General features: G+C 69.3%; 7 protein-coding genes. 5 read left to right on the top strand and 2 right to left on the bottom strand.

What is annotated here, in order from left to right; genetic code table 11:
* The first annotated feature begins 3 nt into the window (after nt 1-3).
* The 4 genes from dprA (at nt 4) to AAHG03_RS05005 (ending at nt 4324) form a co-directional block, all read left to right on the top strand.
* Nucleotides 4-1200: a DNA-processing protein DprA gene (gene dprA, locus AAHG03_RS05020; RefSeq protein ID WP_342149216.1), complete on the top strand. Its 1197-nt coding sequence runs from the start codon at nt 4-6 to the stop codon at nt 1198-1200.
* A 437-nt stretch (nt 1201-1637) separates the two neighbouring features.
* Nucleotides 1638-2480 carry an SGNH/GDSL hydrolase family protein gene (locus tag AAHG03_RS05015; protein WP_342149744.1) on the top strand — a complete coding sequence of 281 codons (843 nt, stop codon included), beginning with the start codon at nt 1638-1640 and terminating at the stop codon, nt 2478-2480.
* Nucleotides 2477-3610 (top strand): hypothetical protein, encoded by a 1134-nt coding sequence (locus tag AAHG03_RS05010; RefSeq protein WP_342149215.1) that lies wholly within the window; start codon nt 2477-2479, stop codon nt 3608-3610. The genes AAHG03_RS05015 and AAHG03_RS05010 overlap by 4 nt, the downstream gene beginning before the upstream one ends.
* Nucleotides 3611-3634: 24 nt before the next feature.
* Nucleotides 3635-4324: a DJ-1/PfpI family protein gene (locus tag AAHG03_RS05005; RefSeq protein ID WP_342149213.1), complete on the top strand. Its 690-nt coding sequence runs from the start codon at nt 3635-3637 to the stop codon at nt 4322-4324.
* A 312-nt stretch (nt 4325-4636) separates the two neighbouring features.
* Here the strand turns inward: AAHG03_RS05005 and AAHG03_RS05000 are convergent, their stop codons facing one another.
* Both AAHG03_RS05000 and AAHG03_RS04995 read right to left on the bottom strand, forming a co-directional pair.
* Nucleotides 4637-5440 carry an invasion associated locus B family protein gene (locus AAHG03_RS05000; RefSeq protein ID WP_342149211.1) on the bottom strand — a complete coding sequence of 268 codons (804 nt, stop codon included), beginning with the start codon at nt 5438-5440 and terminating at the stop codon, nt 4637-4639.
* Between the two features lie 234 nt (nt 5441-5674).
* Nucleotides 5675-7798 carry a TonB-dependent siderophore receptor gene (locus AAHG03_RS04995; RefSeq protein WP_342149209.1) on the bottom strand — a complete coding sequence of 708 codons (2124 nt, stop codon included), beginning with the start codon at nt 7796-7798 and terminating at the stop codon, nt 5675-5677.
* Nucleotides 7799-9393: 1595 nt separating this feature from the next.
* Here AAHG03_RS04995 and AAHG03_RS04990 point away from each other — a divergent pair.
* A partial coding sequence (locus tag AAHG03_RS04990; RefSeq protein WP_342149207.1) for a beta strand repeat-containing protein occupies nt 9394-12099 on the top strand: 2706 nt, incomplete at its 3' end.

Genomic DNA, 12099 nt, shown 5'->3' with positions numbered 1-12099 from the left:
TCGATGCAGCTCACCGACGCGCAGCGCTTCGACTGGCTGCGCCTGATCCGCACCGAGCGCGTCGGTCCGCGCACCTTCCGCGGCCTGATCAACCGCTTCGGCAGCGCGGCCGCAGCGCTTGACGCCCTGCCGGACCTGACCAAGCGCACCGGCAAGCCCATCGTCCCAGCCACCAAGGCGCAGATCGAGCGCGAGCTGGCCGCAGCCGCCCGGCTCGGCGTGCGCTACCTCGCCATGGGCGAGGCGGAGTACCCCAAAAGCCTGCACGCCACCGACACCGCGCCGCCGCTGATCGCGCTCCGCGGCGCGGCGGGGGCGATCCTGAAACCCTCCGTCGCCATCGTCGGCTCGCGCAACGCCTCGACGGCCGGCCTCGCCTTCACCGAGCGGCTCGCGATGGGCCTTGGCGAGGCCGGGCTCGTCGTCGTCTCGGGCCTCGCCCGCGGCATCGACGCCCGCGCCCACCGCGCCGCGCTCAAAGGGGGCACCGTGGCGGTGATCGCGGGCGGACACGACAAGATCTATCCCGACAGCCACAAGGGCCTCGTCGATGAGATCCTGGAGGCGGGCGGCGCCATCGTCGCCGAGATGCCGATGGGCTGGGTGCCGCGCGGGCGCGACTTCCCCCGCCGCAACCGCATCATCTCGGGGCTGTCGCTGGGCACCGTCGTGGTCGAGGCCGCGCGCCGCTCCGGCTCGCTCATCACCGCGCGCTTCGCGCTGGAGCAGGGCCGCGAGGTTTTCGCCGTGCCGGGCTCGCCCCTCGATCCCCGCGCCGAGGGCACCAACGACCTGATCCGCCAGGGTGCGACGTTGGTGGCCGAGGTGGAGCACGTGCTCACCGTCATCGAGCCGCTGATCTCCGGCGGCGAGGGCAAGGCCGGCGGCGTCGCCGACCGCCCGGAGCCGGAGGACGCCGATTACTGGGACGAGATCGACCTCGACGGCACCGGCCCGCGCCCGGCGGTCGCCGTCCTGCACGAGGCGCCGGCCCCGTTCCACACCGCGCCGTCCGACGACGACGAGGCCGGCGAGCGCCTGCTCGCGGCGCTGAGCCCCGCCCCCGTCGGCACCGACGCGCTCGCCCGCGCCACCGGCCTGCCGGTGCGGGTGGTGCATTCGCTGCTGCTCGAACTCGAACTCGACGGCCGGATCGAGCGCCACGGCAGCGGCACGGTCTCGCTGCTGTCGCGGGCCTGAACCCACCCCCGTCATTCCGGGGCGCGAAGCGAACCCGGAATCCACGACTGGCCGCGACGGTGTGGGTAGCCGCGCATCACGGGTGGATTCCGGGTTCGCCTTCGGCGCCCCGGAATGACGGTGGAGCGCAGAAACCCGCGGCGTGCGAACGTATCGGCCTATGCCGTCCGGCCGAGTCTTACCCCCAATCCACATTGAGCCCAGTTAACCTTTGCGCAATTTATTTCATTTGCCCGCCCTCACGCCCCACCGTTAAATCGCCTCCGGAACAGGGGAACCGGCAGCCCTCCGGACGCGCCGGCCTCGATCCCCAAAACCGGGCGAACCCGCCCCGGACCGATCTCCCGCAGGCGGAAGGTCGGTCGCCGTAGCCCTCCGCCTGCCGGCCATCGGGTGCGAACCCGGATGTCCGCGGGGTGCAGGACGTCGCGAACGTGATGCGGATCTTCTTACGCCACCGCCCCTCCACCGGCCGGCGGCTGACCCGTGCGGCGGCCGTCGCGCTCGCGCTCAGCCTGTCCTCCACCGCCGTCCTGGCCTATGCCGGCCTCATGTCGGACCGGATCGATCTCGGCCTGTTCGACGAAACGCCCGAGCCGGTGCCGGGCAGCCTGCCGCGGGTCGCCCAGCGCATCGCCGCGGGCGAACCGCTGCGGATCGTCGCTTTCGGCTCGTCCTCGACGGAGGGCATCGGCGCCAGCACCCGCGCCGCCTCCTATCCGGCCCGGCTGGAGGCGCTGCTGCGCCGCGCCCTGCCGCAGCTCGCGGGCGACATCCTGGTCGAGAACCGCGGCATCGGCGGCGAGGCCGTGGACGAGATGCTGGCCCGCCTCGACCGCGACGTGATCAAGCCCGCGCCCGATCTCGTGATCTGGCAGACCGGCAGCAATGATCCCCTGCGCGGCATCTCGCTCACCCATTTCCGCACGGCGACGCAGGCCGCGGTCGCCCGCATCCGTGAGGCCGGCATCGACGTGGTGCTGATGGAGCCGCAATGGTGCCCGGCCCTCGACGCCACGCCCGGCGCGGACCGCTTCCGCGATGCAGTGCGCGACATCGGCGCCGAACTCGGCGTGCCGGTGATCCGCCGCTCCGACCTCATGCGCGGCTGGATCGCCCAGAGCCGGCTCACCCGCTCCGAACTGTTCGCCAAGGACGGCCTGCACATGGCCGACGGCGGCTACGCGCTGCTGGCCGAGGCCGCCGCCGCGGAAGTGGTCCGCGGCGCCGACGCGGCGGCGGCGGAGGACGCGGAGCCGGGCCCGACGGTGGCCGAGTGAGGCAGGCCGCGGGCCGGCTTCTCATCGGGCTGCTGTCGATCCTCGCAGCCGATCCCGCGAGCGCCCTCGACACGCGCCTCCTGCCGGAGCGACCGAGTTATTCCCGCAGCCGCGGCTGCACCGAGGCGGCGGTGGCGCTGCCCGCACGGCGGGCCACGCATCCCCTCGACGGGCGCATCAGCCCCGATCCAGCGCGCTCGCCGATGAGCCAGGGCGACAGCGCGATCTGCTTCGCCTACGCCACCGCCGACATGATCTCGCAGCGGGTCGGCGTCACGGTCTCGGCGCTGGATGTGGCCACCCGCTACTACTTCGCCGACCCCGCCGGCCTTTTTCACAGCCGCGACCGGGCCCTGCGGAAGTACCTGAACACCCACCCCGATCTCACAAAGGACATCGCCGAGAGCCGCAACGACACCGAGGCCTCGAAGGAGCGCAACCCGCTGCGAAAACCGTTCTTCGACAAGCTGGAGGACGGGCAGGAGGAAGCCGCGGCCCTCCTCTACAATCTCGGCGGCCTGTGCCCGGACCGCGACCTGCCCTCGTTCGACGGCTACGGCCAGCATCTGCGTACGCTCAGCGCGTTGCGCTGGCGCAGCCGGCTCGCGCCGAAGATGAGCTGGCGCAGCCTCGGTGGCACGGTGGAGCGGCTGCGCGACCCCGCCACCGACGCCTTCAACGCCGGCTGGATCGCCCATGTCGAGCGGCGCTGCCGCCGCCAGCCTCTGCCGGTGCCGCTGCTGCCGGTCTCGGAATCGATCGCCGACAACCAGCTCGACTTCATGGAGCGGGCGAAGGCCGGCGACCCGGACCTCGCAGCCGGCTCCGAGCGGCTGATGGCGATGATCGACTACGCGCTGGATCACGGCCGCCTGCCGGTGGTCGGCTATTCCTGGTACGTGCTGGAGGAGCGCGACCCCAAGGACCCCGACCTCGCCGCCGACCATTCGAGCCCGATCCTCGCCCGGCGCAAAGTCGGCGGGCGCTGCCGGTACCATCTGCAGGACAACACGGGCGAGTACTGCGCCCGGATGCGGCCGGGCATCCGCGAGCGGTGCGAGTTCGGCCGGGTCTGGCTCGACGAGGCGGAGCTGCGCGCCTCGCTCTACAGCGTGATCTATCTGCGATAAGCTGAGCCGGTGAGGGGAGGGACCATGGCGCTCGAGATCGGCCTTCTGGTGTTCCCGCGGGTGCAGCAGCTCGACCTGACCGGGCCCTACGAGGTGTTCGCCACGCTGCCCGACGCCCGCGTGCATCTCGTCGCGAGAGACCGCGCGCCGGTCACCAGCGCCACCGGCCTCGTGCTCACCCCGACGACGACGTTTTCGGACTGCCCCGCCCTCGACGTGCTGTGCGTGCCGGGCGGCGCGGGCGTGAACACCCTGATGGAGGACGACGAGACCCTCGACTTCGTCCGGCGTCAGGCCGCGGGCGCCCGCTACCTCACCTCGGTCTGCACCGGCGCGCTGGTGCTCGGCGCCGCGGGTCTGCTCGTGGGGCGGCGCGCCACGACGCATTGGGCCGCGCACGACCTGCTCGCCGCCTTCGGCGCGGTGCCGGTGGAGGCGCGCGTGGTGCGCGACGGCAACCTCGTCACCGGCGGCGGCGTGACCGCGGGCATCGACTTCGCCCTGACCCTGGCGGCCGAACTCACCGACCCGGCCACCGCCCAGGCGATCCAGCTCCAGCACGAATACGCCCCGGCCCCGCCCTTCGACGCCGGCCGGCCAGAGACCGCGGGCCCAGCCGTCACCGCCGCCGCGCGAAAAAGGCTCGCGGCGAGCCGGGCCGAGCGGGAGGCGATCGTGGCGCGGATCGTTGCGCGGCAGGCTCGATCGGATTGATCGCCGCATAGGCGGCGGCTCCCCCCTCTCCCCGCACGCGGGGAGAGGCCTTCATGGACCTTGTCGTCCATGAAGGAAGCGAAGCGGCGGTGAGGGGGCCTCGCCGGAAGTGACCCGTCCTGAAGAGCCCCCTCACCTTCGGCTGCCGCCTCGCCGCGCCGACAACGAGGTCGTCGCGGCCCTCTCCCCGCACAGCGGGGCGAGGGGATGCGCGTCTCATCGAATTGATCGAACGGAGCCGGGTGTGCAAACGGAAAACCCCGCCGCGGGAAGCCGCGGCGGGGCGATAAGGTCGTGGAAAGAGGCCCGAGCTTACTTCGGCGCGGCGCTGGCGGCCGGGGCGGCGGGAGCCGGGGTGCCGCCCTGCTGCTCCAGCTTCTTGCGCATGTCGTCGCTGCGCTTCTCCATCTCGGCCTGGAGCTTCTTCTGCTGGTCTTCCAGCACCTTCGGGTCGATGGCCGGGCCGTCGAAGGCCTTGCCGAAGCCGGCGAGCGGCACGGCGAACACGACCTCGCGCTGGGTCTGGTTCTGCACCGAGACGTTGAGCGTGCCGCCCTTCTTGAAGGCCGCGAGCAGCTCGTTGGAGACGGCCGGGGCCTCGGCGAAGCAGCCGTTGGGGAAGCAGACCGCGAACTTGCCGGCCGTGGTCTCCTTGCCGTCGACGCTGAAGCGGATGCCGGGCGCCAGCATCAGGCCGAGCGGCAGGAGGAAGCGGATGACCTTCACCTCCTGCTTGGCCGTCGTGTTCTTCATGTCGTAGAGCGCGACCGCCATCACCGGCTGGCCCGAATCCGACACGAAGTCGCGGGTGGTGTAGCAGACGTCGGTGCCCGACGCGTTGTCCTTGCCGCAGACCTTGGTCCAGTCGGCCTGGCTCGGCTCCGACTTCACGTTGATGATCTGCGGGCCGGTCTGCTGGGCCTGCTGCCCGGCGGGCGCCGCCGGCTGGGACTGGGCCGGAGCGGGCGTCGGCGCGGGCGCCGCCGGCTTCTTGGCGGGCGCCTGGGCGTAAGCGGTCGCGCCGAGGCCGGCCCCGAGGCCCGCCATGGCGAGGAAGGCGGCCACGCGCAGCGGGCGCGCGGAATGCTTGGCCATGGAAGACTTGGCAAGGAACATCGGCGTAGTGACCCCTTTGGCGGATGTCGCGTGGGACGCGGCGCCTCCTTTCAGGATGGGCACCGGTCTGACGAAAAATGCGGCCCGACCCGTCGTCCGAGGATGGGCCCCCGGCGCGCCAAGCGCGCCCGGACGAGCGGGCGGCCTGCTTTCCCCTCGAATGAGGCGAAGGCATGACGCCTGCGCCGTACACGCCCCCGCCGAATGGCTCAAGCGGGGGGCAGCTGCCCGCCTTCAGAACCGCGCCGCGACGCCGCCCATGATCGCGCGTGGCAGGCCCGGCGTGGCGTAGCGGTTCTGGAAGGCGCGGTCGTAGTAGGTCGCGTCGAGCAGGTTCTCGACGTTGAGATAGACCTTCACCTCGGGCGTGATCCAGTAATACGAGATCAGGTTGAGGGTCGTGTATTCGGGCAGCCGGAAGGTCGGGAACGCCGTCCCGGCGTTGCGGGCGCCGACATAGGTGAGCCCGCCGCCGAGCCCGAGCCCGCGCAGGTCGCCGCCCTGGAACTCGTAGACGCTCTGCACGGCGAGGCTGTTCGTCGGCACGTTGGCGAGCCGGGTACCGACCGGGATCGTTTGGTCCCGCGTCACTTCGGCATCGGCGTGGGTATAGGTGCCGAACACCCGCCAGCCCGGTGCGAGGTAGCCCGCGACGCTGAGGTCGAAGCCGCGGCTGCGGATTTCGCCGGCCGCGACAAAGGCGTTCACGTTGAGCGGGTCGGTGGTCGCCACGTTGGTGCGCCGAATGTCGAACACGGCCGCGTCCAGGCTCAGACGTCCATCGAGCAGGGCGATCTTGGCACCGGCCTCGAGGCCTTCACCGCCCTGGAAGGGAAGCGGCAGCCCCGTCGTGGTCGTACCGGTGTTGGGCCGGAACGACTGCGCGTAGTTGCCGTAGATCGAGACGGTGTCGGTAAGATCGTAGACGAGGCCGAAGCGGGGCGTGGCGACCGTCGCCTCCCGGTTCGCCGGATTGACGGTCCCGGGGCGGACCGGGAGGTAATTGGTCGAGACGAGGCCGAGATTCTCGACCCGTACGCCGGCCAGCGCGTGGAGGCGCGGCGTGAGGTCGATCTGGTCCTGGACGTAGCCGGCGATGCTCTGGGTGTCCTGGAGGAAATTGGTGACCGGGCTCGTGATCGCGGGCAGGGACTGGCCGTAGGCCGGCGCCAGCGGATCAAGGGGGAACCGGCTCGTCCTCTCATCGGCCAACAGACGGGGCGACCGGCTGAAGACCTCCCGGTAGCGGTAGCTGTCGTATTCGAGCCCCATCAGCAGCGTGTGGCGGAAGGGGCCGGTCTCGAACTTGCCGGCGAGGTTGAGTTGGAGGTCGAGGTCCGACCACGTCAGGTCGCGGTATTCGAGGGTGCGGTCCAGCAGGCGCGGATTGACCTGATTGACGCCGAAGACGCCGACGCCGAGACCGCGGATGTTGCCGCCGAGCACCTGCGCGCCGGCGGTGACGACCCAGTCCGGATCGATCCGGTGCTCGATGCGCAATTGGCCGAGCGCGTTGTCGTTGCGGACCGGCGCGAGGCCGGGTTCGCCGAGGAAGCGGCTGCGCGGCAGGGTCCGAATGCTGCCGTTGAAGGGCACGATACCCCGGTCGAGCGGCTGGGCGGTGCCGAGGAACTCGCCTTCCAGGGTGATCGTGGTGTCGGGCGTGGCCTTCCAGGCGATCACCGGCGCCAAGTAATAGCGGTCGCTGTAGACGAAATCGCGAAAGCTGCCGTTGTCCTCGAACGCGCCGGTGAGGCGGGCGAGCACCTGTCCGTCAGCGTCGAGGGGGCCGGTGGCGTCGAAGGTGGTGCGCTTGGCGTTGAAGCTGCCGAGCTGCTGGCCCACCCACAGGGCGCGCTCCGCTAGCGGCTGCTTGGTGACGATGTTGAAGGTGCCGCCGGGGTCGCCCCGTCCGTAGAGGAAGGCGGAGGGACCTTTGAGCACCTCGATGCGCTCGATCGAGGCGACGTCCGGCGAGTTCGGGAAGCCGCGGTTGATCGGGAAGCCGTTGCGGTAATACTCGCCGGTGGCGAGGCCGCGGATCGTGAATTCCGACAGGCCGAGCCCGCCGAAATTGTTGGCCCGGCCGACGCCCGCGAGGTCCAGCGCGGTGTCCACCCGCGTCGCCGCCGCGTCGGTCAGAACCTGGGCCGGCACCACGACAACGGTCTGGGGCACCTCGCGCAAGGGGGTCTGGGTGCGCGTGGCGCTGACGCCGTCCCGCGCGAGGTAGCCGTCGGCCTTGAGCCGAGGCACGCCGAACCCGGCGGCGGCGTTGCCCGCGCCGCGCCCTTCGCCCGCGACCGACAGCTCTTCCAGCACGACCTCCTGCGTCCCGGCCGCGGCCTGCTGCGCCATAGCGGCCCCGGGCGAGAGGCTCGATCCGGCGCCGGCCGCAACCGCAAGCAGAACGTTCGCCTTGAAGCCGAACCGTGTTTTCTTGTTTTTGTTGAACGTCATAGCTGCGGGGGGACTCGTACCGGCACGTTGATCGGCGGCGGTTACGATGCAGCAACATTTACGGTCAAGCTTACGTGAGCCATGGCGCGGACGGCTTCCTTCGAACCGTTCCAGACATGACCTGTGTAAGTTTCGAGGGATTCCAAAAGATCGTTTCGCGGCGCGGGATTGTGGCCGATGGGGCACAGGCACGCGCGCGCCGTCGCAACATCCGGCTGTAGCCGGCCCCTCCGAAGCCCATCGCCATGGCCCGGTCGTTCGGGGCCGATCCTCGCGGAGGCGGCGCCCGCGAGCCGCGGGCGCCGGGGGTGCTCATGTGCAATTACGGGAAGTTTGTCGGCACTTTCCAGCCGAACCCATTGAAATCATGGTGGTTGATTCGCAAAGCGCGCAACGGGTTTGTCGGCTGGAGAGTGCGATGTTTGTCGGCAGGAAAATCTGAAGCCGGATGATCGTATCTGCCGGCAAAGGACCTCGCGCGCTGGGACCTTCCCAGCGCTTCGAATCACAGAAGATGGTTTGACGGCATTTGCCGCGGGTATCCGTCGGACAGCCGGGATCGATCATGCGGATCGACCCTTTAATTCGGCGGCCGGCGTCATGTTGCCGTACCAGTCTGGATGGCATCGGGGAGACGGCCTCTGGACTGGGGCGGCCATTCAAGGATGATGAAGATCGACAGCTTGATAACACCAATATAGTTTTCTTTATATATTTTCCGCTCGTAAAACGGGTCCGTTTCGGTTGCCAGGGATGATCCGCCCCCTCCGACAGGAAGGTCATGTCGTAAAAGTCCCGGCCGAGTTCCAGGTTGGCCAACTCGAAGGCCGTCAGCGGGGGCGAGGTTCATCACCTGAAACCCGCGGAACGGGACGACACCGATGGATGGGCCGCAAGCGGAGAGCCGGCTCCTGGCGCGAAACGTTCGCGCGCCTGTGAGCTTGAATGGGAAAGAGGCGCGACGCTTCCCATCGATCCGACTGATATTGCGGTCGAGCGAGCGCGGCCCGAAGGCCTGGGCGACGCGACCGGTCACGTCTGCTTTCACAGGGCGGGTTTTCAATTCGATCAGGCTTCGAGGTCGCGGTCAGTGCCGCGTCGGATCGCGTCGCGGCCGATCGCGGCTCGCTCCGCGAGAGGGTGAGACCGCATCGGGATGCCGCCCCCTTTCCTGCTGGACGACGGTGCGGACGCTCTCGGGACTATTCAATTGGATAGTGGACAGTCCGACCACGGCAGTGATACGATTTGCAATCTTGGACGCGGGCCGCGATTTATCAAGAAAATAGATAATTCAGCATCAGCTGAACTAGATCTCGACCATCGATGAAAAAACAAACTTAGACATGGCCTCTTCCCAGAGATGCGTCCTATAGCACATAGAAGAGTCGATGCAATTCAGCGCAAATCATTGCGTGCTGTGACGATCCTGTCAGCCTTCGCCTGCGCGGGAAGTTCCTGGTACGACGATGACAGGGCATCGGGGGAAGACCATGGCCGGCAAATTTATCGGCACCTACTATTACGGTGACGACGACGACGAGACGGTCGCGGGCACGAGTCTGGCCGAGTTCATCTTCGGCCGGGGCGGCAGCGACACGCTCGACGGCGGCGGCGGGAGCGATCAGATCGGGGGCGGCACCGGGACCGACACGATCCACGGCGGCGACGGCAACGACACGATCCACGGCGGCGACGGCGCCTCAGCACGTGATGCGGAGGGCGACCGCCTCTACGGCGATGCCGGCGACGATTTCATCCGTACGGTCGCCGCCCGCACCGGGCCGGCGGGCGGCGTCGTCGACGGCGGGACCGATCGCGACACCGCGGAAATCTACGTCCCGTTTTCCGCCACGACCGACACGATCGCCGTCACCCTGACCGCCGCCGGCAGCAGCGTTCGGATCGGCGGCGTCGACGCTCTGCTCGTGAAGAACGTCGAGCGGCTGATCTTCGACGGCGCCGACGTCACCGGCGCGACCACCGTTACCGGCGGCGCGCTGGACGACGCGCTCTACGGCGGCAGCGGCGACGACGTCCTGACCGGCGGCGGCGGAGACGACACGCTCGACGGCGGCTCGGGCAAGGTCACGCTGATCGGCGGCGCCGGGTTCGACACCGGCGGCTTCGATCTCTGGAACGCGACGGAGAACCTCACGCTCATCGCCGGCGTCACCACCTCACTCGGCGCCTACGGCAGCCTGTCGAGCATCGAGGCGTTCGGCCGCGTCGGCGGGGGCAGCGGCAACGACACGATCTCGGTCGGCGATGCCCGCGCCGTCGTCCTCGCCACCGGCCTTGAGTCCAACCCCATCGACGGCGGCGACGGCAACGACACCCTCACGGGCGGCAAGAGCGACGACAATCTCTTCGGTGGGCGCGGTGCCGACACGATCGCGGGCGGCGACGGCAACGACGAGATCAACGCGGACCAGACCTCGTACGGCTACTCGTTCCACTTCGACCGCCGCCGCGACCTCCACGATGAGAGCGCAACCAATTCCTCGAACGACGTCGTGCACGGCGGCGGGGGCGACGACGCCCTCCGCGGCGGCTACGGCCGGGACGCCCTCTACGGCGATGCCGGAAACGACACCCTCGACGCCACGCAGGCCGGCCTCGACGACATCCTCGACGGCGGCGAGGGCATCGATACACTCCGTTTCCTCTATCGGAAGAACTTCGACGGAACCGTCGAGGCGAAGGTCGGTGCCACGACCACGATCGCGATCGACGGCACGATTCAGGTCAAGGCCGTCGCGATCGAGGCGTTGTCCCTGTCGACCTATTCGACCGTCAAGGCCACCGGGGGCGTCGGCGACGACTTCGTCGAGGCCAGCGGGGGCAACGACACCGTCGCCACGCTGGGCGGGCAAGACTACGTCGACATCGCCTCGGGCAGCGACACCGTCGACACGGGCGCGGGGAACGACACCGCCGATGCGGTCGTGGACGGGGCGGACAGCATCCGCACCGGGGACGGCGACGATGTCCTGCTGATCAGGGAGGCCTATTCGGGCTATCGGACCGATGGCGGCGTGTCGCTCTACGATGCCGGGGCCGGCGACGACACGATCCTGTACTTCGAGCAGTATTACGATGTCGGCGTCGGCTTCGACGGCAGCGCGATCCGCAAGGGCGGCGCCGTGATCGGCAAGATCGCCGGCTTCGAGCATTTCGAATATCGCGGTGAGAATCGCGGCTCGACCTTCGGCGGCACCGCGGTGGACGACGTGATCGTGATGGCCGGCGGCAACGACACCGCGAGCGGTGGGACCGGCAACGACACCATCCAGGGCGGCCAAGGCAGCGACACGCTCGACGGCGGCGCGGGTACCGGCGACACGCTCGACTATTCCGACTTTCACATGACCGGAGCCGGCTTCACCCTCGTCCTCAAAGGCGCGGCGGTTTCGACCACTGCCTTCACCTACGAGGACCTCTGGGGCAACGACGTCACCGATACGGACACGTTCAGGAACTTCGAGAACGTGACCGGCAGCGACGGCGACGACACCATCACCGGGGATGAACAGGCCAACGTCATCAAGGGCGGCCTCGGCAACGACATCCTCGACGGCGCCGGCGGCATGGACACGCTCGACTATTCCGACCCCTACGAGGACGGACCGGGCCGCACGATCGTGCTCAAGGGCGCGACGGCATCGACGGTCGTCACGAGCAACGGTCCGGTCACCGAAACGGACACGTTCAAGAATTTCGAGAACGTGATCGGCGGCTCGGGTCGCGACAGCATCACCGGCGACGCCGGAGCCAACGTCATCGACGGTGGCCTGGGTGCGGACACGCTGAGCGGCGGGGCCGGCGCCGACACTTACGTCGTCGACAATGCCGGCGATCTCGTCATCGAGGCCAAGGGTGCCGGCACCGACACCGTGCTGTCCGCAATCAGCTACGCGCTGGCGGCGGGTCAGGAGATCGAGGCGCTCCAACTGCTCGCATCCACCGATTCGGCGGCGCTGAACCTCACCGGCAACGCGTTCGGCCAGACGCTGACGGGCAACGACGGCAACAACGTCCTCAACGGCGGCGGCGGTGCCGACACGATGATCGGCGGGGCGGGCTCGGACACCTACGTCGTCGACAATGCGGGTGACCGCGTCGTCGAGGCGAAGGGCGGCGGCGCCGACCGCGTCGTCGCGGGCATCTCCTACGCGCTCGCGGCCGGCCAGGAAATC

The organism is Methylorubrum subtropicum, from assembly GCF_038442325.1.
In the GTDB taxonomy this organism is placed as follows: domain Bacteria; phylum Pseudomonadota; class Alphaproteobacteria; order Rhizobiales; family Beijerinckiaceae; genus Methylobacterium; species Methylobacterium subtropicum.
Note: the sequence above shows the minus strand (reverse complement) of the source record. Positions and strands in the feature narration are given on the sequence as shown.

Excerpts from the sequence above, each read along its gene's own strand:
- AAHG03_RS05005 (WP_342149213.1), top strand. The coding sequence starts at position 3,635 with ATGGCGCTCGAGATCGGCCTTCTGGTGTTCCCGCGGGTGCAGCAGCTC.
- AAHG03_RS05015 (WP_342149744.1), top strand. The coding sequence starts at position 1,638 with ATGCGGATCTTCTTACGCCACCGCCCCTCCACCGGCCGGCGGCTGACC.
- AAHG03_RS05000 (WP_342149211.1), bottom strand. The coding sequence starts at position 5,440 with ATGTTCCTTGCCAAGTCTTCCATGGCCAAGCATTCCGCGCGCCCGCTG.
- dprA (WP_342149216.1), top strand. The coding sequence starts at position 4 with ATGCAGCTCACCGACGCGCAGCGCTTCGACTGGCTGCGCCTGATCCGC.
- AAHG03_RS04995 (WP_342149209.1), bottom strand. The coding sequence starts at position 7,798 with ATGGCGCAGCAGGCCGCGGCCGGGACGCAGGAGGTCGTGCTGGAAGAG.